The sequence below is a fragment of the Pseudomonas sp. IC_126 genome, assembly GCF_004331835.1.
Classification (GTDB): Bacteria; Pseudomonadota; Gammaproteobacteria; order Pseudomonadales; family Pseudomonadaceae; genus Stutzerimonas.
Genome location: NZ_SJSS01000003.1, coordinates 396270 through 419216 on the forward strand (window position 1 = coordinate 396270; position 22947 = coordinate 419216).

Genomic DNA, 22947 nt, shown 5'->3' on the forward strand with positions numbered 1-22947 from the left:
CCCAGTCGGGGCGCCGTGACTTGCCGTCAATGAGTGTTATGGCTGAGCGGAAACAGCAGATCGATGAAGCGCTCAGCGGTCGGCTGCGGATGATGATTGGCCAGGCCGACGCGCTCGTTGGCTTCGATGAAGACATACTCCGGCTGGTCTACCGCCGGTACCAGCAGATCAAGTCCGACCACCGGAATATCCAGCGCTCGTGACGCACGAACGGCCGCGTCGATCAATTCGGGATGCAACTGATCGGTGACGTCGTCGAGGGTGCCGCCGGTATGTAGATTAGCGGTGCGCCGGACTGCCAGATGCTGGCCTCGCGGCAGCACGCTGTCGTAGTCGTAACCGGCATCTTCGATGCAACGCTGGGTTTCTTCGTCCATCGGGATGCGGCTTTCACCACCGGTGGCAGCTTGGCGTCGGCGGCTCTGGGTTTCGATCAGCTCGCGAATGGTATGGCTGCCGTCACCAGCGACTTCAGCAGGACGGCGGATAGCGGCGGCTACCACGTCATAGCCGATCACCACGATGCGCAGGTCGTCTCCTTGGTGGTAGCTCTCGAGCAGCACACGCTGATCGAATTGGCGTGCTCGGGCGATGGCTTCCTCGACGTCTTCGATGCGGCGCAGGTCCACCGATACGCCGTGGCCCTGTTCGCCATCGACCGGCTTGACCACCACACTGCCATGTTCCGCGAGAAACGCCGCGTTGCTGTCCTCGTCGCCCGCCAGCTGCTGCGCGGGAAGCTTCAGGCCGGCTCGGGCCAGGGTGCGATGGGTCAGGCACTTGTCCTGGCACAGCGTCATGCTCACGGCCGAGGTCAGGTCGGATAGCGACTCGCGACAGCGCACCTTGCGACCGCCCTGGGTCAGGGTGAATAGGCCGGCTTCGGCATCATCGATGCTGATCTCGATGCCGCGACGCCGGGCCTCGTCGACGATGATTCGGGCGTAGGGGTTCAGCTCCGCTTCCGGGCCAGGGCCGAGAAACAGGGATTGATTGATGGTGTTCTTACGCTTGACGGTAAAGGTCTGCAGATCGCGGAAGCCAAGCTTGGCGTAGAGCGCCTTGGCCTGTTTGTTGTCGTGCAGCACGGACAGATCGAGATAGGCCAGACCGCGCCCCATGTACTGCTCGATCAGATGGCGAACCAGCGCCTCGCCGACACCGGGACGCGTGCAGCTCGGCGCCACCGCGAGACACCAGAGACTTGACCCGTTCTCCGGATCGTTGAAGGCTTTGTGATGATTGATGCCCATGACACTGCCGATGATCTGCCCGGAGTCGTCATCCTCGGCCAGCCAGTAGACCGGCCCGCCTTGTTCGCGTGGCGTGCACAGCTCGGGATTGACCGGCAGCATGCCGCGCGACTGATACAGACAGTTGATTGCCTTCCAGTCCGCGTCGCTCTGCGCGCGGCGGATGCCGAAACCGCGAAAGCTGCGGCGGGCCGGGCGGTAATCGGTGAACCAGATGCGCAAGGTATCGGACGGGTCGAGAAACAGTTGCTGCGGTGCATAGGCGAGCACCTGATGGGGCGCGGCGACATAGAGCGCGATATCGCGCTCACCGGCCTGCTCATCCAGCAGGGCTGCGGCCAGATCGGCCGGATCGGAATAGGTGTGGCCAACCAGGATGCGGCCCCAGCCGCAATGCAACGTGACAGGCCCCTGGGGTTCGTCCTGGCCATCTTCGGCAAACCGTGCCTGCAGCCGCTCATAAGTGGGTGTCTGGCCGCGCAACAATCGCTGTCCGTAAGCTTGAGACTTCTGCATGGTGTGTTCCTTGAGGCTTGTTCAGGACGCTGCGGCTTGCAGGCGGGACTAAGAGTCCATGTGCAGGCCGGGCGTCGTCACGATCGAGTGCTTATAGGCCTTGCTCGCTCAACCATAGGTTGACTGCCGCCAACTGCCACAGTTTCGAACCGCGCAGCGGTGTCAGCTGCCCCTCCGGATCGTTGAGCAGCTTCTCTATCATTGCCGGGTTGTATAGGCCGCGATCCTGGCTCGGGTCCGTCAGCAGTTCGCCTACCCAGTTCAGGGTATCGCCCTGCAGGTGCTTGAGGCCGGGCACGGGGAAATAGCCCTTTGGTCGATCAATCACGGCTGCGGGGATGACCTTGCGTGCGGCTTCCTTGAGAACGTACTTGCCACCGTCGGGCAGTTTGTACTTCGCTGGGATGCGCGCCGACAGCTCCGCCACGTTGTGGTCGAGGAAGGGCACCCGTGCCTCCAGGCCCCAAGCCATGGTCATGTTGTCGACGCGTTTGACCGGATCGTCCACCAGCATCACGGTGCTGTCGATGCGCAGCGCCTTGTCCACGGCCGCGTCGGCGCCCGGTTGGGCGAAGTGCTGGCGTACGAAGTCGCCGGAGAAATCGCCCTTGGCCCATTGCGCCTGCACAGTGTCGGCATATTCCTCGTAGCTGCGGTCACGGAACGCGGCGAGGTAGGCCGCGACAGGGTCCTCGGCGCCATCGACCTGCGGATACCAGTGATAACCGGCGAACAGCTCGTCGGCACCCTGGCCGCTCTGCACCACCTTGCAGTGTTTGGAAACCTCGCGCGACAGCAGGTAGAAAGCGATGCAGTCGTGGCTGACCATCGGCTCGCTCATGGCCTGGAAGGCGGCGGGCAGCTGTTCGAGGATTTCCTTTTCCTGGATGCGCAGCTGATGGTGGCGGGTCTGGTAATGCTCGGCGATCAGGTCGGAATACTTGAACTCGTCGCCGCGCTCACCGCCGGCATCTTCGAAACCGATAGAGAAGGTCAGCAGATTGTCCGCCGCACCGGCTTCACGCAGCAGCCCGACCAGCAGGCTGGAGTCGACACCGCCGGACAGCAGCACGCCGACGTCCACCGCTGCCCGCTGGCGCAGCGCCACGGATTCACGGAGCGCCGCTAACGTACGGTCCTGCCAGTCCTCGAATGTGTAATTTTGCTCGTCCTCACGAGCGCCGAATTCCAGTTGCCACCAGCGATGCTGGCTTGCCTTGCCGTTGACATCGACGCGCATGAAGGTGCCAGGCGGAAGCTTTTCGATGCCGGCGATCAACGTGTCCGGCGCCGGCACCACGGCGTGAAAACTCATGTAGTGGTTGAGCGCCACCGGGTTCAGCACGCCGGCGATGTCGCCGCCCTTGAGCAGGGCCGGCAGGCTCGATGCGAAGCGCAGTCGATCGCCGGTTTTCGACAGGTACAGCGGCTTGATGCCCAGACGATCACGAGCGATGAACAACTCCTGCCGATCGCGCTGCCAGATGGCGAAGGCGAACATGCCGTTGAGGCGCGGCAGCAAGGCTTCGCCCCAGGCATGGAAGCCCTTGAGCAGCACCTCGGTATCGCCGCCAGAGAAGAAGCTGTAACCCAGCGCTTCGAGCTCGGCGCGTAGTTCGGGATAGTTATAGATGGCGCCGTTGAAGACCATTGAAAGGCCCAGCGCGGAATCGATCATCGGCTGGCCCGAGGCCTCGCAGAGATCCATGATTTTCAGCCGCCGATGCCCCATCGCCATCGGTCCGGCGCTATGGAAACCGCTCGCATCGGGACCGCGGGCGGTGAGGTGTTGAGTGATGCGTTCAATCGCCGCCAGGTCAGCGGGTCGATTATCGAAACGAAGTTCTCCAGCTATGCCACACATAAGATCCTTACCGGTTTTGCCGTTGGGGAGTGTGACTGACGCGCGGATTGCGAAGTTCAGGTTTCCGGACAAGCGTGCGCTGCTCTGGCTTGCTGCTTGTCGATGCAATCCGCACCGCGCGGATCGCGTCCTGCGGCGTCAGTCGGGCTTTACACCAAAACAGACATGCGCGCTCAGGTCAAACCAGATCGCTCGTAGGGTGGGCCAAGGCGGCGCTCCGGGTAGGATGGGCTACAATTCGTAGGGTGGGCTTCAGCCCACCAAGCCGCAACGGTCAGACCGACACAAGACAGCCGGCGTGGTGGGCTAAAGCCCACCCTACAGGTGATGCCGCAGCCAAATAGGGTGAGCTTCAGCCCATCGCACCAAGGCCTAGATACGGAACCCTTCGACGATATGCTCGGCCAGGGTTTCGCTCACCTGCGACTGGCTATGCTCGCTGCGTAGCAGCACGATGCTGCTCAGCGGCAGCTCCGGCATTCCCTCGGCCTCGCCCAGCTGGCGCATATCCGACGACACCAGGCTCTGCAACTGTGCGGTCACCGCCAGCCCGGCGTTGACCACCGCCATCAGCGCGGACAGGCTCGGGCTTGTATAGGCGACTCGATAAGGGATATCCAGGCCGTCCAGGGCGTTGCATGCCCAGGCTCGGCAGAAACAGGTGGTATTGAACATCGCCAGCGGCATCGGCCGTTGCTCGTGAATATTGAAACCCGGCGCTTCGGCCCAGACGAAGCGCTCACGACGCAGCAACTGGCCGATTTCCGTGCCCGGCTCGCGGGTGACGATGGTCAGGTCCAGATCGCGGCGCTGGAGCAACTGGTAGGACGGCTCGCAGTGCACCTCCACCTGCACCAGGGGATAGGCCTGGGCGAAGCGCGAAAGGATGCCGGGCAGAAACCGCATCACATAATCGTCCGGCGTGCCGATGCGCACCGATCCAACCATGTGTGGCTCGCGCAAAGTAGTCAGCACTTCACCGTGCAGCTTGAGAATCCGCCGCGCATAACCGAGCAGTATCTGACCCTCAGCCGTGAGCCGAACCTGACGACCGTCGCGCTCGAACACGGTCCGCTGCAGCACGTCTTCTTCCAGGCGCTTCATCTGCATACTGATGGCTGATTGCGTGCGATTGACGGCTTCGGCCGCACGCGTGAAACCGCCGTGATCGGCAATGGCAACGAAGCTGCGCAGCAGTTCGGCATCGATACTTGGGTAGTGGGCCATTCATCAATCTCCGAGATGAATGTCATCAGAAACATTCGTTGGATTGATCATAATCCTGGCCGGAAACTGATGCCATCCCACTTGGAGGTGCATCAGATGAAAAGCCATGCTGAGTTTTTGAAGACCTCGTATTTGCCCCGCGGCCGTAGCGTGTCACTTGCCTCGTTGCTGCTCACTTACTGGCAGCGGCTCGGTCGTTGGCACGCCTTGTATCGGCAGCGTCGGCAGCTCGCCGCGCTGAACGACGACATGCTTAAGGATCTCGGACTGAGCCGTGCCGATGTCGAAACCGAAGCGAATCGTCCATTTTGGGACGATCCCCTTCGTCGCGATTGATTCGACGCTTCAGTCCGTTCGCCGAATGAGCTTGCGTAGCAGAAATCGATTCGGATGGCAGGCCTCGGCGATGGCGCGCGGCAAAGGTAGCGGCCCGCCATCGAGCCATGCGGCCAGCAGTTCGCCGGACAGCGGCGTGGTGATCAGCCCCCGCGAGCCGTGGGCGGTATTGACGTAAAGCCCGTCCAGCCAGGGACACGCTGTGTCCGGCACTTGGCGGGCATCCTTGCCCAGCACGGCATAGGCCTCGGCGAATCGTTCGGGATCGGCCAGCGGACCGATGATCGGCAGATAGTCCGGGCTGGTGCAGCGAAACGCGACGCGGCCGTGCAGGTCCTCGATGGGGCGGGTTTCGGCCTCCAGACGCTGATGCAGGTCGGCGGAAATGTTCTCGAGCATGTCCAGATTGGATCGATGTTCCGCTTCGCTCGGGGCCGGGTCGGTCTCGGCGAAATTGAAACTGGCACCCAGTGTGTGAAGACCGTCGCGTGGCGGGGCGACATAGCCCTGGGCGCAAAGCACGGTAAGTAATGCCGCGCTTTGTTCGGTCGCCGGCAACTCAGTGATCTGGCCGCGAATGCGCTTGAGCGGCAGCCAGGCGCTCTGACTGAATTGCGCGACGTCGGCCGCACCTGCCAGAACCGCTATCGGGGCGTCGGCCAAAAGCTCGTCGCCATCCAATGCCTGCCAGCGTCCGTCAACGCGGCGCAGATCGACAGCTTGTCGGTGCCGGATCAGCTTGATGGCGGGATGATCGAGCAGAGACCGGCACAGCGCGGGCGGGTGCGCCCAGCCAGCATCGGGGTAGAACAGACCGCCATCGTCCAACGCCACACCGGCCAGCTGCTCGGCCTCGGTTCGCTCCACGTTGCGTAGCAGGCTGGGCGCAAAGGCATCGCTCAGCGTGGCTTGGCGTGTGCGTTCCTTGTCGTCGAAGCCGAGCTGCAACACGCCGCAGTCGTCCCAATCACGGCCTTTCTGCAGGCTGCCCAACAGACGGCGGGTATAGCCGAAACCGCTCACCACCAGCTGCGAGAGCGCGGTGCCGTAGGCAGACAACTTCAGGTAGAGCACACCCTGGGGATTGCCGGATGCTTCCTGGGCGATGTCGCTGTGCCGCTCCAGCACTGTCACCTGCCAGCCACGGGCGGCGAGGCTCGCCGCAGTCGCGCAACCGGCCAGCCCCGCGCCAATTACCAAGGCCTCGCGCTGCTCCGGTTTGAACGCAGGTCGGGCGTACCAGGGAATCCCGGCCGGCTGCGGCGTGCCGAGAAAACGGCCCCGTAAGCTTTCCCATTTTTTGCCGAAGCCAGGAATCCGCTCGACCTCGAAGCCTGCGTTCTGCAATGCGCGGCGCACGCTGCCGGCGCTGGTGAATGTTGCCAGGGTCGCGCCGATCGCCGACAGACGCGCCAGTTGAGTGAACAGTTCGGGTTGCCACATCTCGGGATTCTTGGCCGGGGCGAAACCATCGAGAAACCAGGCATCGACCTGCGCATCCAGGCTGCTGAGGCAATCGAGCGCATCGCCGACCAGCAAGGTCAGCACCACGCGGCCGAAACGAAATTGCTGGAAACCCTGATTGACCGCCACGTACTGATCAAGCAGCTGCCGCGCAAGGAGCTGCAGTTCGGGCCAGAGTGCCAATGCGCGCTGCATATCGTCGCGGGTCAGCGGATGCTTTTCGACGCTGACGAAATGCAGCCGTGCTGCCGGCGGCGCGGTGCGCTCGAACAATGCCCAGGCGCAAAGAAAATTCAGCCCGGTCCCGAAACCCGTTTCGCCGATGACGAACCGCTCCGCGGCACCGAGCGCGGCGAATCGCTCGGCGAGTGCGTTGGGTCGCAAGAAGACGTGAGCAGTCTCATCCATACCCGAAGCACGCGAAAAATACACATCGCCGTACTGCCGTGATTGCGGCTGGCCGTTCTCATCCCAGTCGAGCTCGGCATGCTGGAAACCGGTGGTGGGCTGAGAAGGCATAGGCGATTCCTGGCGCGAAAGGAGGCGATTCTAGCAGCGGTGCGAAACCTGCCGTGGGTGCTGTTTGTCGCATCGACATAGCGCTTATTTATGCGGCCCCGATGCGGTGCTCTGCCCGCTGGAGTTGCCGTACTGTCATTGTTCTGGAGAACACATGTTCGAATCCGCAGAAATCGGCCACACCATCGACAAGGTAACCTATGACGCCGAGGAGCCGGCCCTGCGCCAGGCCTTGCTGGATGCGCAGTACCGGTTACGCGAGCAGGCGCGTTTTCCGTTGCTGATCCTGATCAATGGCATCGAGGGCGCCGGCAAGGGAGAGACCATCAAGCTGCTCAGTGAATGGATGGACCCGCGGCTGATTCGCGTCGACAGCTTCGACGTGCCCACCGATGAAGAACTCTCGCATCCGCCGGCCTGGCGCTATTGGCGACGCTTGCCGCCGAAGGGCCAGACCGGCATCTTCTTCGGCAATTGGTACAGCAAGATGCTTGAGGATCGCGTTCACGGTCGTACCAAAAAGGCCGATTTGGAGTTGACCATCGATCGCGCCCAGCGTCTGGAGCGGATGCTCTGCATGGAAGGCATGCTGGTGTTCAAGTTCTGGTTCCATCTGTCCAAGAAGCAGATGATGAAGCGGCTGGATTCGCTGAAGGACGATCCGTTGCACAGCTGGCGAATCAGCCCGCTGGATTGGCAACAGTCCAAGACTTACGACCGCTTCGTCAAATACGGCGAATTGATCCTGCGCCGCAGCAGCCGGGACTTCGCACCCTGGTATGTGATCGAGGGCAGCGACGAGCGTTATCGCAGCCTGACGGCCGGACGGCTGCTGCTCGAAGGGCTCAACGCCGCGCTGGATGCCGCCGAGCAACCGCCGGTGCAGCCACACGCCGCACCGGTCGAACTGCACACCGACCGCATGAGCTTGTTGGCCAGCCTCGATCTCACCCAGACGCTCGAAAAGGACGGGTACAAGCAACAATTAGTTCAAGAGCAGGCGCGACTGTCCCAACTGCTGCGCGACCATCGCCTACGCAAGCGTGGCGTGCTGGCGCTGTTCGAAGGCCACGATGCGGCAGGCAAGGGCAGCGCCATTCGCCGTATCACCGGTGCGCTGGATCCACGCCTGTATCGTACGGTTCAGGTTGCGGCGCCCAGCGAGGACGAGCGTGCTCAACCCTGGCTGTGGCGCTTCTGGCGCAACGTACCGGCGCGCGGCCAGTTCGTGATCTACGATCGCTCCTGGTACGGCCGCGTGTTGGTCGAACGCGTCGAAGGATTCTGCCGCCCGGATGAGTGGCTGCGTGCCTACACCGAGATCAACGATTTTGAGGAGCAGTTGGTGGACGCTGGCGTGGTGGTGGTCAAGTTCTGGCTGTCCATCGACCAGGAAACGCAGCTGGAGCGCTTCAAGGAGCGCGAAAACACCGCGCACAAGCGGTTCAAGATCACCGAGGAAGACTGGCGCAACCGCGACAAATGGGAAGACTACGGGCACGCGGTGGCGGATATGGTCGACCGCACCAGCACCGAGATCGCCCCCTGGACGCTGGTTGAGGCCAACGACAAGCGCTTCGCCAGGGTCAAGGTGCTGCGTACCCTCAACGATGCGCTGGCGGCTGCCATCGGCGAAAAATGACGGAACGATGGTCGACTATATCCCTGCTGAATGGTCGTCGCCATCGGCGAACGGCTGGAACTATGCTCGGCTGATCGTCAATAGGTGGGTCGCGGTGGTCATGACTCGCCACACCATTCGAGGTATGCCATGCGTGAAGTAGTGATCGTCGACAGCGTACGGACCGGCCTGGCCAAGTCCTTCCGTGGCAAGTTCAACATGACCCGGCCGGATGACATGGCGGCCCATTGCGTCAACGCGCTACTGGCGCGCAACGGTCTCGACCCCAAGCTGGTCGAGGACTGTATCGTCGGAGCCGGCTCCAACGAAGGCGCGCAGGGTTACAACATCGGCCGTAACGTTGCGGTGCTGTCGAACCTGGGCACTCAGTGCGCGGGCATGACGCTCAATCGCTTCTGCTCGTCCGGCCTGCAGGCGATCGCCATCGCGGCCAACCAAATCGCATCCGGCTGCAGCGACGTGATCGTAGCCGGTGGGGTCGAATCCATCACCCTGACCGCCAAGAGCAAGAACACCGATAACCTCTACAACCCGATCATTCAGGAGCGGGTGCCGGGCATCTATCACACCATGGGCCAGACCGCCGAGCTGGTGGCGCGCCGCTACAACGTGACCCGCGAACAGCAGGACATCTATTCGCTGCAGAGCCAGCAGCGCACCGCACGCGCCCAGGCCGAGGGCTTGTTCCAGGACGAAATCGTGCCGATGAATGTCCGTTATTTCACTGAGGACAAGGCTACCGGCGAGCGCACCGAGCACGAAGGTGTGGTGGACCGTGATGACTGCAACCGCCCCGACACCACGCTGGAAAGCCTTTCGGGCCTCAAACCGGTATTCGCGGAAGACGGCTCGGTCACCGCCGGCAACGCCTCGCAACTGTCCGATGGCGCCTCGATGACGCTGGTGATGAGCCTGGACAAGGCCCTCGAACTGGGCCTCAAGCCACGCGCGTTCTTCCGTGGTTTCACCGTGGCCGGCTGCGAGCCGGAAGAAATGGGCATCGGCCCGGTCTTCTCGGTGCCTCGCCTGCTCAAGGCCAAGGGCTTGCAGGTCAGCGACATCGATCTGTGGGAGCTGAACGAGGCCTTCGCGTCGCAGTGTCTGTACTGCCGCGACACGCTGGAAATCGACAACGAGAAATTCAACGTCAACGGCGGCTCGATTTCCATCGGCCACCCGTTCGGCATGACCGGATCGCGTACCGCTGGGCATCTGATTCGTGAGCTGCAGCGGCGCAACCTGCGTTATGGGGTGGTGACCATGTGTGTTGGCGGGGGCATGGGGGCGTCAGGGCTGTTCGAAGCGGTGCGTTGAACGCAGCGGCACGTTTCAAGGGAACGCGCGGCTGCGTATTTGGTGGGCTGAAGCCCACCCTACAAGTGGAGCCCACCCGAAACTAAACCCGTAGGGTGGGGCCGGGCGGCGTTCCGCTCCAGTCCACCGCTACCGCACATCGACTCAATCGTAGGGTGGGCTTCAGCCCACCGTCCCACTCAGCTGCGGCTGGATTCCAGCATGGTTTCCGGCCGTACCCACTGATCGAACTCTTCATCCGTGAGATAGCCGAGTTCCAATGCTGCTTCGCGCAAGGTGGAGCCCTCGGCGTATGCCTTCTTGGCGATCTCCGCAGCCTTGTCATAACCGATATGCGGATTCAGCGCGGTCACCAGCATCAACCCACGCTCCAGATGCTCGGCCATGCGCGCGGTGTCCGGCTCCATGCCGACGATGCAATGCGTATTGAAGTTGCGACAACCGTCGGCCAGCAGCCGGATCGATTCGAGCAGGTTGTGCACGATCACGGGCTTGAACACGTTGAGCTGAAGATGACCTTGGCTCGCGGCGAAACCGACCGTCACGTCATTGCCCATCACCTGACAGGCCAGCATCGACAACGCCTCGCATTGGGTCGGGTTGACCTTACCTGGCATGATCGAGCTGCCCGGCTCGTTGGCCGGCAGACGCACTTCGGCGAAGCCGCCACGTGGGCCCGAGCCGAGTAGGCGCAGGTCGTTGGCGATTTTCATCAGTGCCGTGGCGAGGGTTTTCAGAGCGCCGGAGAGCGCGACCAGCGGCTCATGTCCGGACAGCGCGGCGAATTTGTTCGGTGCGGAAACGAAGGGCAGGCCGGACAACGCGGCCAGCTCGGCGGCAATCGCCTCGGCGAAACCGTGCGGCGCGTTGAGGCCGGTACCCACCGCCGTGCCGCCCTGCGCCAGCTCGAATACTGCGGGCAGCGTGTGACGAATCGACTGCTCGGCGATGTCCAGCTGGGCGACGAAAGCCGACAGTTCCTGGCCGAAGGTCACCGGCGTGGCGTCCATCATGTGCGTGCGCCCGGTCTTGACCAGTTGGCTGTGTCGCGCAGCCTGTTCGGCAATCCCTCCGGACAGCTCGGCGATAGCCGGCAGCAAGTCATGGTGAACTGCACGGGCGACGGCGATGTGCATGGCGGTCGGGAAGCAGTCGTTGGAACTCTGCGCACGGTTTACGTGGTCGTTAGGGTGGACCGGGCTCTTGCCGCCACGGGTACCACCGGCCAGCTCGTTGGCGCGGCCGGCGATCACTTCGTTGACGTTCATGTTGCTCTGGGTACCGCTGCCGGTCTGCCAGACGACCAAGGGGAACTGATCGTCGTGCTGGCCGTGCAGAATTTCATCGGCGGCCTGCTCGATCAGACGCGCGATATCCGGTGGCAGGTCGCCGATACGGTCGTTCACACGCGCTGCAGCCTTCTTGATCAAGGCCAGCGCGTGGCATACGGCGAGCGGCATGCGTTGTTCGCCGATGGCGAAGTTGCTCAGCGAGCGCTGGGTCTGCGCTCCCCAGTACGCCTGTTCCGGGACTTCCACTGGGCCAAGGCTGTCGGTTTCGGTGCGGGTCATGCCGTGCTCCATCGATGAGGTCTTCCTGTTAGGTCGCCCGCCGAGGACACAGGTTCAATCGGCTGGCTCGCTGTTTCTTGAGCGATTGGAACTCCGCGCGCAGAATGAGTCCATTGAGGCTCATCTATCGTTCGCCAAGGAACATCCAATGCACTCTTTTCGTACCTCTGGGCTTCGGGCCCTCGGCCTGTGCGGCGCCCTGTCGCTGGCGCTGCTGAGCGGCCAGGCCACCGCCGACAGCGCCAGCCATGCGGCTAAGGCCGAGCGCTTTCTCGAACTGGTTAACGCCGATCGCATTGCGGTGCCGGTCTACGCCCAGGTGCAGCAGATGTTCGCCGAGCGCTTCGCCCAGACCCAGGCTCCCGAGAGCAAACGGGCACTGCTGGAAAGCTACCAATCCAAGGCGGATGCTGCGCTTGAAAAGGCCATCGGCTGGAAGGAGGTCAAGCCCGAACTGGTGGCGTTGTACACCGAGGTCTTCAGCGAAGCCGAACTCACGCAGTTGAACGAATTCTACGAATCCGAGTTGGGCAAGAAGATGCTCACCCAGCTACCGCAGCTCAACACGCGCTCGGCTCAAGTGACCCAGGCCAAGCTGGAAAGCGCTGTGCCGCAGGTGAATAAATTGCTGGCGGAAATGACAGCCGAACTCGACACCCAGAAGAACCCTTGAGGGAGTGCATCAGGCATGACCAAACTATTTACCATCGAAAACGCATTGCAATCGGCCCTGCAGCCCGTGTATCTGCAGGTGCTGGATGAAAGCCACATGCATAGCCGCGGGCAGGAAACCCACTACAAGGCGGTGATCGTCAGCGAGCAGTTCGCCGGGCTGAATGCGGTCAAGCGCCATCAGAAGGCATACGCCGCGATGGGCGAACTGATGCAGCAAATACACGCCCTCGCGTTGCACACCTATACCCCTGAAGAGTGGGCAGAGCAGGGCGCGGCTCCGGCCTCGCCTGTCTGCGCCGGTGGCCATAAGTAGCTATCTGCCTGCCGCTTGAAGTCCATTGCTCGTTTATTGATAGAATGCGCGCCGCGCCGGCTCACGCCGGCGTTGTCGTTTTCGTATTCCCGGTCCGCCCTTTACGAGGGTGACCACTGGAGGAAGTAACCCGCATGACCCAGAACATCGTCGTCGCGGCGCTGTACAAGTTCGTCTCGCTGCCGGACTACGTCGCGTTGCGTGAGCCCCTGCTCGAAACACTCAACGCCAACGGCATCAAGGGCACGCTGCTGCTCGCCGAAGAAGGCATTAACGGCACGGTTTCCGGTAGCCGTGAAGGCATCGACGCGCTACTCGCCTGGTTTGGCACCGATGCGCGCCTGGCCGATATCGATCACAAGGAATCTTATTGCGAGGAGCAGCCGTTCTATCGCACCAAGGTCAAGCTGAAGAAAGAAATCGTCACCCTCGGCGTGCCAGGCGTCGATCCCAACCAGCGCGTCGGCACTTATGTTGAACCGCAGGACTGGAACGCGCTGATCGATGATCCCGAAGTCCTGCTGATCGACACCCGCAACGATTACGAGGTGGCCATCGGCACCTTCGAAGGTGCGATCGATCCGCAGACCAAATCCTTCCGCGAGTTCCCCGACTACATCAAGGCGCACTACGATCCGTCCAAGCACAAGAAGGTCGCGATGTTTTGCACCGGTGGCATCCGCTGCGAGAAGGCGTCGAGCTACATGCTCGGTGAGGGCTTCGAGGAGGTCTATCACCTCAAGGGCGGCATCCTCAAATACCTCGAAGAAGTACCGCAGGACGAGACGCGCTGGCGCGGCGACTGCTTCGTCTTCGACAACCGCGTAACCGTGCGTCACGACCTCAGCGAAGGTGATTTCGACCAGTGCCATGCCTGTCGCACGCCGATCTCGCTGGAGGACCGCCAATCGGAGCACTACGCTCCAGGTATCAGCTGCCCGCATTGCTGGAATACCCTGAGCGAGAAGACTCGCCACAGTGCGCGTGAGCGGCAGAAGCAGATCGAGTTGGCGCTCAAGCGCAACCAGCCGCACCCGATCGGTCACAACTACCGCAAACAGGGTGTATAGCTAAAGCTGCCTGGATAGATGATGGTGCGCAGTTCGCGCTCCCCGAGAGAACCGGAGCCCAGATGAGCACCCGATTGATCTATGTGATGGACCCGATGTGTTCCTGGTGCTGGGGCTTTGCGCCGGTGGTGCAGGCGCTCATCGAGCAAGCGCAGGCGCGCGGCGTCGGCGCCGAGCTAATCGTCGGCGGCCTGCGTCGGGAGCGCACTGCGATGGATCAGCCGGCTCGCGAGCGCACGGCGTCCTACTGGCACGCGGTCCACGAGGCAAGCGGCCAGCCGTTCAACTTCGAGGCGGGTTTGCCTGACGGGCTGGTGTACGACACGGAGCCGGCCTGTCGCGCGCTGGTTGCGGCGCGCGGTTTCGAGGCTAAAGCTGACTGGAACCTCGCTGGGCTGATCCAGCGAGCGTTCTATGTCGAAGGACGAAACGTTACTTTGCCACCGGAACTCGTCGAACTGGCCGAAGCGGCTGGCATCTCGCGCAGCGAGTTCGCCGACCGCTTCGATTCCCAAGCCGTTCGTGATGCCACTGCCGCCGACTTCGACTGGGCACGCAATCTGGGTATCGCCGGCTTTCCTACCTTGCTTGCCGAGCACGACGGCCAGCTCGCTCTGCTGACCAACGGCTATCAGCCCCTCGCTGCGCTTTCGCCTCTGTTGAATCGCTGGCTGGAACACAATGTCGGTGCCTGATCAGCTCAGCTGGGCGGAGATCCGTCGACTCGCGCTGCGTCATCGCAAGGCGCTGGTCCTCGCTAACCTGGTAGCCGTGCTGGCGACGCTGTGCAGCGTGCCGATCCCGTTGCTGCTGCCGCTGCTGGTCGATGAGGTGCTGCTGGGGCATGGCGACACGGCTTTACAGGTCATGGATCGGGTGCTGCCCGCAGGCTGGGAGACGGCGATCGGCTATATCGGCTTGATGCTCTGCGCAACGCTGCTGCTGCGCGCCTTCGCTCTTATCTTCAACGTCTTGCAGGCCCGGCTGTTTGCACGGCTGTCCAAGGATCTGGTCTATCGCATCCGTATCCGCTTGATCGAGCGGCTCAAGCGCATTGCCCTGAGCGAGTACGAAAGCCTCGGCGGCGGCACGGTTGCGGCGCACTTGGTCACCGATCTGGAAACCATCGATAAATTCATCGGCGAGACCCTTAGCCGCCTCCTAGTGGCACTGCTTTCAATCGCCGGCACGGCGGCGATTCTGGTCTGGATGCATTGGCAGTTGGCACTGCTGATCCTGTTGTTCAACCCGCTGGTGATCTACGCGACGGTACAACTGGGCAAGCGCGTCAAGCACCTGAAAAAACTGGAGAACGACAGCACTTCGCTGTTTACCCAGGCGCTGACCGAAACTCTGGATGCGATCCAGGAAGTGCGTGCCGGCAACCGTCAGGGTTTCTTCCTTGGCCGCCTGGGCCTGCGGGCTCGCGAGGTACGTGACTACGCGGTGGCCTCACAGTGGCGAACCGACGCCTCCAACCGTGCCAGCGGTCTGCTGTTCCAGTTCGGCATCGATATCTTCCGCGCCGCGGCGATGCTCACGGTGCTGTTCTCTGACCTGTCGATCGGGCAGATGCTCGCGGTGTTCAGCTACCTGTGGTTCATGATCGGGCCGGTGGAGCAACTGCTGAATCTGCAATACGCCTTCTTTGCAGCCGGTGGCGCGCTCAGCCGGATCAACCAGCTGCTGGCGCGTGCCGATGAGCCTCAATATGCCGGAGGGCAGGACCCGTTCGCGGGACGGGAGACGGTGGATATCGAAGTCCGCGGGCTGCGTTTCTCCTATCAGGACGAGCCGGTGCTGGAGGGCCTGGATCTGTCCATCGCGGCGGGCGAAAAGGTTGCGATCGTGGGGGCTAGCGGCGGAGGCAAAAGCACGCTGGTCCAGCTGCTGCTGGGCCTGTATCAGCCGCAGGCGGGGCAGATTCGCTTCGCCGGGGTCGATGTGCAGGATATTGGCCTCGGCACGGTTCGCGACAATGTTGCCGTGGTGCTGCAGCATCCCGCGCTGTTCAACGACACCGTGCGCGCCAATCTGCTGATGGGCCGCGAGCGCGATGATCAGGCCTGCTGGCAGGCGCTGGAGATCGCGCAACTGGCCGAGACCATTCGCCAGTTGCCGGCGGGGCTCGACAGTGTTGTCGGTCGGTCCGGGGTGCGCCTGTCGGGTGGCCAGCGGCAGCGACTGGCTGTGGCGCGAATGATTCTGGCCGAACCCAAGGTGGTGATTCTCGACGAGGCAACCTCCGCCCTGGACGCCGCTACCGAGTATGCGCTGCACGAGGGGCTGAACCGCTTTCTGCATGGCCGTACGACGCTGATCATTGCCCACCGACTTTCGGCTGTTAAGCAGGCCGATCGGGTACTGGTCTTCGATGGCGGGCGCATCGCCGAACAGGGCGACCATCAGCAGCTGATCGCCGACGGAGGGCTCTACGCCAAGCTTTACGGACATTTGCAGCAGCATTGAGTCGCGCTTTCCGTTTCGCTGTGCGTTCTGTTCGATTCTTTGGAATGATTGCTGGCAAATAGCCATTGCAACTTGTTTAAATTGCCCTGTTTTTGCGCTCAACTTTGGCCAACACCGGCCGACTCCATGACGTGCGCTTATTTTCCAAAGGATTTCTGATGCAGTCTTTCGACATATTCGCCAACCTCTCCGTGGGCAAGAAGCTGTTGCTCGGCTTCGCCATGGTGCTGTTGCTGACCCTGGGAGTCGCCGGGACCGGTTTCTTTGCCGTGGATTCGATCCTGACCCGCTCTTCCCAGACGGATCAGCTGGCGGCCATCAACGCCGCAATTCTCGACGCGCGCGGTCAGGAGCGCGATTACGCCCTGACCCGCAGCGACGCTTCGGCCGCTGCGCTGAGCGATATCCTGGACCAGCTCAACAGGGACCTGGACGATCTCGCCAAAGTCTCTAGCGCTGAGGAACAGGCGGTGCTGGAGCAGATCCGAAGTGACGCAGCGATCTATGCCCAACAGTTTGCCGACTATGGCGTACTGATTAGCAAAGGCGTGGAGCTGCGCAAGCGCATGGCTGACGCCGCGCAGACCAGCCGTGAAGAATTCGAATACATCGAACTGGACATGTACGACGCGGTTCGCGTCCTGCGACTCGAGGGCGATCACCTCAAGGGCAGTGATCCGTTGACGATAGCCGAGGCGGCATCAGGCCTGACCAAGCGCATCCTCGATCTGCGCACCTTCGAAAACCTGTTCATCAGCGACAGCTCCCAGGAAGCCAAGGACGCCTGGAACGAGGCCTATGACGATGTCACTACCATTGGCACCAGTCTGAAGACCTGGATCAACGACGAACAGAAAGCCACCATGGATGGCGCGCTAGCCGCGCTTGCCATCTACGAACAAGCGTTCGGCGAGTTTCAGCGTTATCGCTTGGAGCGGGTCGCCCTGGAAGAGGCCATGGTCGGCCAGGCACAGCGGATACTCGATACCGCCAACCAGGCGCTAGCGGCCGCCAACCAGGCGATGCAGAGCCAGCGCAGCAGCGCCTACTGGCTGCTCGCGGTCATCACGACCTTGGCTGTCATCATCGGCTTGGGAGCGGCTACGGCGATTTCCCGCATGGTCGTTGTGCCGCTGCGTTATACCGTGCAGCTGGCGCAGCGGGTGGCAGATGGCGACCTCACCCAATCGCAGAAGGTCACTCGTCGTGATGAGCTTGGGCAGTTGCAGCAGGCCATGTTTGGCATGACCGAAAGCCTGCGTACCTTGATCGGTCGCATCGGTGGCGGCGTAGGGCAGATTGCCGCTGCCGCCGAGCAGCTGTCGGCCGTCACCGCGCAAACCAGCGTTGGTGTACAGAAGCAACGTGAGGAGACCGATCAGGTCGCGACCGCGATGCATGAGATGGCCGCAACCGTGCAGGAAGTCGCGCAGAACGCCGAGCAGGCATCTAACGCTGCTCGCCAAGCGGATCAGCAGGCACGTCAGGGCGACCTGGTTGTCAAGGAAGCCATCGGCCAGATCGACAGCCTATCCGGCGAAGTAGAGCAGTCGGCTCACGCCATCGAAGAGCTGAATACTGAAAGTGGACGCATCGGTAGCGTGCTGGAGGTGATTCGCGCGGTTGCTGAACAGACCAACCTGCTGGCGCTCAACGCTGCCATCGAAGCGGCTCGCGCTGGTGAGCAGGGCCGCGGCTTTGCGGTGGTGGCCGATGAAGTGCGCGCGCTGGCGCGTCGCACCCACGATTCCACCGAAGAAATCGAAGGCCTGATCGGCAATCTGCAGCGGGTTGCGCAAAATGCTGTCGAGCAGATGCAGACCAGCCGTGAGCTGACCCAGCGCACGGTTGATCTGGCCAGCGAAGCCGGTACCGCACTCGAACGCATCACCGAGTCGGTATCGACCATCGAGCAGATGAATCAACAGATCGCCGCCGCTGCCGAAGAGCAGAGCGCCGTCGCGGAAAATATCTCCGAGAGCGTGACGCGAGTGCGCGACATCGGTGAGCAGAGCGCCAGCGGCAGCGAGCAGACCGCCGCGTCGAGTGCGGAACTGGCGCGCCTGGGCGTCGAATTGCAGGGGCTGGTGGCGCGTTTCCGCACCTGATCCCGCCCGCTTGCCGCACTGAAGCCCCGGCCCGCCGGGGCTTTGTCGTATCTGGCGCTGAACTCCATTGAGCCTCCACCGCTCTAGAAAGAAACGCGGCCGTCGCCGCACGCTGTGGAGATGCTCGATTGAACACCCCGTCGCTCGTTAACGCCCTTCCCGTTCCGGGAGCGACCCGCCGATGAAAACCACCGCATTCGTTGCAGGCGAATCCCGGCTGAAGCGGGCGATTACCGGGCCGGCGCTGTTCCTGTTCATCCTTGGCGATGTGCTGGGCGCCGGTGTCTATGCATTAGTGGGCAAGATTGCCGGCGAGGCGGGCGGCGCGGTCTGGGTGCCGTTGCTGGTTGCGTTGGGCTTTGCGATGTTGACCGCGGCGTCCTACGCCGAGCTGGTCACCAAATACCCCAAAGCCGGTGGCGCCGCCGTGTTCGCTGAGCGTGCGTTCGGCAAGCCACTGATCTCTTTTCTCGTGGGGTTCTGCATGCTGGCTGCTGGCGTGACCAGCGCGGCCGGGCTGTCGCTGGCGTTTGCCGGCGATTATCTCGGCGCCTTTCTGGACACCCCGGCGGTGCCCACCGCTCTGGTCTTTCTGACGGTCGTCGCATTGCTCAATGCGCGCGGCATCAAGGAATCCCTCGGCGCCAATGCGGTGATGACCGTCATCGAAGTCTCGGGCCTGCTGTTCGTCATCGTGCTGGCTGCGCGCTTTCTTCTTAGCGGACAGGGCGAGCCGGCGCGGGTGATGGAGTTCACGCCAGGCGTGTCGCCGGCTATCGCCGTGCTGGGAGCGGCGCTGATTGCCTTCTATTCCTTTGTCGGCTTCGAGGTTTCGGCCAACGTTGCCGAAGAGGTCAAGGATATCCGGCGCAACTACCCGCGCGCTTTGTTCGGTGCGCTGCTGGTGGCCGGGCTGGTCTATGTGGGCGTCGGCGTCGCGGCAACGGCCATCCTTTCCCCGGCGACGCTGGCCGAATCTTCCGCGCCCTTGTTGGAGGTCGTACGCGCGACCGGCTATGCCATACCGGACTGGCTGTTCGCTGCCGTGGCGCTGGTGGCGGTGGCCAATGGCGCGCTGCTGACCATGATTATGTCCAGCCGCCTGGCCTACGGCATGGCCGATGAGGGACTGCTGCCGTCAGTGTTGACTCGCGTGCTGCCCGAGCGGCGTACGCCCTGGTTGGCGATCATCGTCACCACCTTGCTGGCGATGATTCTCACCGTGACCGGTACGCTGGCGGCGCTCGCCGAAACCGTGGTGCTGTTGCTGCTGTTCGTGTTCATGAGCACCAACGTGGCGGTGTTGGTGCTGCGCAGGGATCACGTAGCCGCGCCGCACTTCCGTACGCCGACGCTACTGCCGATATTGGCGATCGGCTCCTGTCTGGTACTGCTTTCGCAGCAGGGCGCGGGCACCTGGCTGCGAGCAGGATTGTTGATGGCGCTTGGCACCTTGCTCTACGGTTTCGGCCATTGGCACAAGAATCGTCGGGCTAGCGCGCGTTGAGATCGGCCGCCCACTCGGCGAGTGGCAGTCCCGGCTCCTGTTGCCAGATGCGCTGCCAGATCTGCTTCAGGCGATCCATGTCACCACGCTCGGCGGGCAGCCGCTCGACATGCGTGATCAGCTGCCAGTCATCGCCGTTGCGCTCGGCCAGGGCAAAGCGGAAGGGATGGAAGCCGGTCATGCCGAGCCGCAGATCCGTGACCAGAATCTGGCCATCGATTTCGTCATAGCGCAGCACGCCTCCGGTAAACCACTGCAAGCGGGTGTGTTGCGGCGATTCCGTGAGGTGCGCAGCGAGGCGTTCTCCGCGCTGGATGCGCACCAGTTGCGGTGGCGTCTCGTCGAACCAACTGACCAACGTCTCGTAGTAGACGTCGCCGTCCACCACAATGGCCCGCCACAGGAGGCTGTTGAAGGGCGTGGGCGTGGTGAATATCCGTGCGTTCTCGATGCCGTTGCTGGCCATCGCGGTCTCGACTTGCCGCTCGGCCATCTGCTTGCCCGCCAGGGTGAATCCCAGATACAGCGATGACACGATCAGTGCGAACGCCGGCCCGCGGACACTGCGCCCCTGCAAGCCGAATATGGTTCCGGCAAGCACAGCAAGCAGCAAAGGCACGCTGTACAAAGGGTCGATGATGAAGACGCTGGACCAGGCCGCCGGGGACGGTGTCAGGGGCCAGAACAGTTGAGTACCGTAACTGGTGAACGCATCCAGCAGGACGTGGGTTATCAGCACCAGCCAGAGCGCGAAAAACAGCCGCATGCCGGTGTAATTCGGGTTCGGCCGTATTCGTCGCGCCAGCCAGGTCAGCGCTACGGCAAGCAGGCTGAGCACGAACAGCGAATGACTGAAGCCGCGGTGATAGGTCATGTCGGCGACCGCGTCGCCGTAGTCGATCACGACGTCGAGGTCGGGCAGGGTACCGAGTATCGCGCCGTACAGCAGGGCTTTGCGGCCTTGCCAGCGGCCGAGCATAGACGCCTGAACAGTCGCGCCGAGAAGGGCCTGGGTAATCGAGTCCATGCAGAAATCCATCTGTTGCAAGCGGGCTACAGTAGCCGAACCGACTCGCCTGTAGCGGCTCGAAATCATATAAAAACGTGTCCACGCCGCCCGGTTCGTGGACAATGCTTGTTCATTTTTGATTCATGAAGGGCCGATGCTCGACATATCCAATAGCGTGCAGCTACCTGACAGCGAGATCGAGCTGACCGCTATTCGCGCCCAAGGTGCTGGCGGCCAGAACGTCAACAAGGTCTCCAGCGCGCTGCATCTGCGCTTCGATATCAACGCGTCCTCATTGCCAGCGTTCTATAAGGAACGCTTGCTGGCACTGCGTGACAGCCGCATCACCAGCGACGGCGTGATCGTGATCAAGGCCCAGCAATACCGCACTCAGGAGCAGAACCGCGCCGATGCGCTAGAGCGGCTGGCCGAACTGATTCGCAGCGTGGCGAAAGTCGAAAAGACGCGGCGCCCGACACGTCCGACGCTGGGTTCGAAAAAGCGCCGCCTCGAAGGCAAGAGCAAACGCGCCGCGATCAAGGCAGGGCGCGGCAAGGTGGATTTTTAGCGGCGATCAGACACCGCTCAGGCGTTTTAGTGCGTGCCAGTGCGCTGTTCGATAATCGTATCGTTGGGCACGCCGTCGTCGGCTTCCGGCTCGGTGGCCGGGGTTTCCGTGCTATCGCCTTCAGGCGTATCGGGCATCAACTCAAGCACCGTATGGCTGGTACGCAGCATCGGCGTGAAGTGGCCATGCGGCTCGGTGACCAGATCGATTACCCGGCGAGAGCGGAAGTAGGAATAGATGGCGAGAAACGCCAGCGTGACGGCGAAGAACACCGGCAGGGCTTTGGGGCCGAGAACGCTCATCAGGCCGCCGGCGACCACCGGACCGAAGGCGGCGCCGAAACCGTTGGCCAACAGCAGGCCGCTGGAGCCGGACAGAATTTCGTCCGGGTGCAACTGGTCGACCATCTGCGCCACTGCGATGGAATAGATCGAGAAGGCCAGACCGCCCCAGAGAAACATCATGCCCAACAACAACGGGCCGGATGTCAGCGGTGTAATCAGGCCGCCAAGGACCGCCGCGATCGCTACGACCCAGAGCATCACCAGGCGACGGTCATGCTTGTCGGAAAATAGCCCGATGGGCCACTGCAGAACGGCGCCGCCGAGAATGGTGATGCTCATCAGCAGACCCACGCCGGACGCATCGAAGCCGCTCTGCGAGGCGTAGACAGGCGCCAGCCCCCAGAAACCGCCGAGAGTCAGGCCCGAAATTCCTGCAGCCATCAAGGGGAGCGGCGCGATTCGAGCCAGTTGCAGCAGGTCGGTCGCCGGCATGTCGGGCTGTGCGGGCTGCGCCTGGCGGGTCAGCGTGATCGGCATCAGCGCGGCGCAGATGAGAATGGCGGCCAGCGCGAACAGGGTGAAATTCATCGGGCTATCGAGGCTCAGCAATTGCTGAGCAGCGGCCAGCGAGCCGAGGTTGACTGCCATGTACAGAGCGAATACCTGGCCACGTTTTTCACCGCTGACCTGGGCGTTGAGCCAACTCTCGATGACCATGTACAGCGTGACCAGCGCCACACCGTAAAGTACGCGCAACATCAGCCACACCCAGGGGTTGACGATCATTACGTGCAGCAACACGGCGATCGCTGCCAGTGCGGCGTAAAAAGCGAAGGTGCGGATATGGCCGACACGTCGGATCAATGATGGAGCGAGCCAGGTGCCAACGAGAAAGCCAGCGAAGTAACCCGACATCAGCAAGCCGATCATCCCGGTGGAGTAACCCTCGGCGATGCCGCGAAGCGTTAGCAGCGTATTCAGCAAGCCGTGGCCGAGCAGTAGTAATGCAACGCCACCCAGCAGTGAACTGATGGGGGCTAATAACGACGTCATGGCGAACAACCTTATGCAATGGTCTGGGGTGACGAGCCGATCGACTAGAAGCGGCTAACCGTTAAAGCATCCAGAACGGGTGACAACCTGCCTCACCGTTGCGTTCAGCGTATGCGGTTTGGGCAGCAGTTTGCGCTGAGGATTCAAAACGCCGGGTAATCTCCAGTGAAGCGTGTCAGCACGGC

At 62.4% G+C, this 22947-nt stretch carries 18 protein-coding genes and 1 pseudogene; 12 read left to right on the plus strand and 7 right to left on the minus strand.

Annotated features, from left to right (window positions below):
- Positions 1 to 26: 26 nt before the first annotated feature.
- The 3 genes from ngg to E0D86_RS12720 form a co-directional block, all read right to left on the minus strand.
- The gene (gene ngg / locus E0D86_RS12710; RefSeq protein ID WP_131650389.1) at positions 27 to 1769 is read right to left on the minus strand and encodes an N-acetylglutaminylglutamine synthetase; all 1743 of its coding nucleotides are present in this window, start codon (positions 1767 to 1769) and stop codon (positions 27 to 29) included.
- A gap of 91 nt (positions 1770 to 1860) precedes the next feature.
- Entirely contained in the window at positions 1861 to 3633 is a 1773-nt protein-coding gene (locus E0D86_RS12715) for an N-acetylglutaminylglutamine amidotransferase (RefSeq protein ID WP_131650390.1), read from the minus strand.
- A 372-nt stretch (positions 3634 to 4005) separates the two neighbouring features.
- The gene (locus tag E0D86_RS12720) at positions 4006 to 4860 is read right to left on the minus strand and encodes a LysR substrate-binding domain-containing protein (protein WP_131650391.1); all 855 of its coding nucleotides are present in this window, start codon (positions 4858 to 4860) and stop codon (positions 4006 to 4008) included.
- Positions 4861 to 4875: 15 nt separating this feature from the next.
- On the opposite strand from E0D86_RS12720, the gene E0D86_RS12725 reads away from it, so the two are divergent.
- A complete protein-coding gene (locus E0D86_RS12725; protein ID WP_131650392.1) occupies positions 4876 to 5196 on the plus strand; it encodes a DUF1127 domain-containing protein in 321 nt (106 codons plus the stop codon).
- Between the two features lie 9 nt (positions 5197 to 5205).
- Here E0D86_RS12725 and mnmC read toward each other — a convergent pair whose 3' ends face one another.
- Positions 5206 to 7179 carry a bifunctional tRNA (5-methylaminomethyl-2-thiouridine)(34)-methyltransferase MnmD/FAD-dependent 5-carboxymethylaminomethyl-2-thiouridine(34) oxidoreductase MnmC gene (gene mnmC / locus E0D86_RS12730; RefSeq protein WP_131650393.1) on the minus strand — a complete coding sequence of 658 codons (1974 nt, stop codon included), beginning with the start codon at positions 7177 to 7179 and terminating at the stop codon, positions 5206 to 5208.
- 154 nt (positions 7180 to 7333) lie between these two features.
- On the opposite strand from mnmC, the gene pap reads away from it, so the two are divergent.
- Both pap and E0D86_RS12740 read left to right on the plus strand, forming a co-directional pair.
- Positions 7334 to 8821 carry a polyphosphate:AMP phosphotransferase gene (gene pap, locus E0D86_RS12735; protein ID WP_131650394.1) on the plus strand — a complete coding sequence of 496 codons (1488 nt, stop codon included), beginning with the start codon at positions 7334 to 7336 and terminating at the stop codon, positions 8819 to 8821.
- 129 nt (positions 8822 to 8950) lie between these two features.
- Positions 8951 to 10135, plus strand: a complete 1185-nt coding sequence (locus E0D86_RS12740; RefSeq protein ID WP_131650395.1) for a thiolase family protein — start codon at positions 8951 to 8953, stop codon at positions 10133 to 10135.
- Positions 10136 to 10314: 179 nt separating this feature from the next.
- Here the strand turns inward: E0D86_RS12740 and E0D86_RS12745 are convergent, their stop codons facing one another.
- Positions 10315 to 11706 (minus strand): class II fumarate hydratase, encoded by a 1392-nt coding sequence (locus tag E0D86_RS12745; protein WP_131650396.1) that lies wholly within the window; start codon positions 11704 to 11706, stop codon positions 10315 to 10317.
- Between the two features lie 148 nt (positions 11707 to 11854).
- On the opposite strand from E0D86_RS12745, the gene E0D86_RS12750 reads away from it, so the two are divergent.
- The 8 genes and pseudogenes from E0D86_RS12750 to E0D86_RS12780 all read left to right on the plus strand — a co-directional run bounded on the left by E0D86_RS12750 (position 11855) and on the right by E0D86_RS12780 (position 19848).
- Positions 11855 to 12379 (plus strand): DUF2059 domain-containing protein, encoded by a 525-nt coding sequence (locus tag E0D86_RS12750; protein ID WP_131650397.1) that lies wholly within the window; start codon positions 11855 to 11857, stop codon positions 12377 to 12379.
- Positions 12380 to 12394: 15 nt separating this feature from the next.
- On the plus strand, positions 12395 to 12694 hold the full coding sequence (locus tag E0D86_RS12755) for a BolA family transcriptional regulator (RefSeq protein WP_131650398.1): 300 nt from the start codon (positions 12395 to 12397) through the stop codon (positions 12692 to 12694).
- A gap of 134 nt (positions 12695 to 12828) precedes the next feature.
- Positions 12829 to 13764 (plus strand): rhodanese-related sulfurtransferase, encoded by a 936-nt coding sequence (locus tag E0D86_RS12760; RefSeq protein ID WP_131650399.1) that lies wholly within the window; start codon positions 12829 to 12831, stop codon positions 13762 to 13764.
- A 62-nt stretch (positions 13765 to 13826) separates the two neighbouring features.
- Positions 13827 to 14459: a DsbA family protein gene (locus E0D86_RS12765; protein WP_131650400.1), complete on the plus strand. Its 633-nt coding sequence runs from the start codon at positions 13827 to 13829 to the stop codon at positions 14457 to 14459.
- Positions 14446 to 16233 carry an ABC transporter ATP-binding protein gene (locus E0D86_RS12770; RefSeq protein WP_165914241.1) on the plus strand — a complete coding sequence of 596 codons (1788 nt, stop codon included), beginning with the start codon at positions 14446 to 14448 and terminating at the stop codon, positions 16231 to 16233. The genes E0D86_RS12765 and E0D86_RS12770 overlap by 14 nt, the downstream gene beginning before the upstream one ends.
- A 221-nt stretch (positions 16234 to 16454) precedes the next feature.
- A pseudogene (locus tag E0D86_RS21955) lies at positions 16455 to 17483 on the plus strand (methyl-accepting chemotaxis protein); the annotation flags it as partial.
- A gap of 144 nt (positions 17484 to 17627) precedes the next feature.
- Positions 17628 to 18341, plus strand: a complete 714-nt coding sequence (locus E0D86_RS21960; protein ID WP_371924071.1) for a methyl-accepting chemotaxis protein — start codon at positions 17628 to 17630, stop codon at positions 18339 to 18341.
- Positions 18342 to 18522: 181 nt separating this feature from the next.
- Complete coding sequence (locus E0D86_RS12780; protein ID WP_131650402.1) at positions 18523 to 19848, plus strand: APC family permease; 1326 nt, start codon at positions 18523 to 18525, stop codon at positions 19846 to 19848.
- Here E0D86_RS12780 and E0D86_RS12785 read toward each other — a convergent pair.
- Positions 19835 to 20875, minus strand: a complete 1041-nt coding sequence (locus E0D86_RS12785; protein ID WP_131650403.1) for a metal-dependent hydrolase — start codon at positions 20873 to 20875, stop codon at positions 19835 to 19837. The genes E0D86_RS12780 and E0D86_RS12785 overlap by 14 nt on opposite strands.
- Positions 20876 to 21011: 136 nt before the next feature.
- Between E0D86_RS12785 and arfB the strand changes: the two genes are divergently transcribed.
- Complete coding sequence (gene arfB, locus E0D86_RS12790; protein ID WP_131650404.1) at positions 21012 to 21425, plus strand: alternative ribosome rescue aminoacyl-tRNA hydrolase ArfB; 414 nt, start codon at positions 21012 to 21014, stop codon at positions 21423 to 21425.
- A 26-nt stretch (positions 21426 to 21451) separates the two neighbouring features.
- Here the strand turns inward: arfB and E0D86_RS12795 are convergent, their stop codons facing one another.
- Positions 21452 to 22762 (minus strand): MFS transporter, encoded by a 1311-nt coding sequence (locus tag E0D86_RS12795; protein WP_131650405.1) that lies wholly within the window; start codon positions 22760 to 22762, stop codon positions 21452 to 21454.
- Positions 22763 to 22947 lie beyond the last annotated feature (185 nt).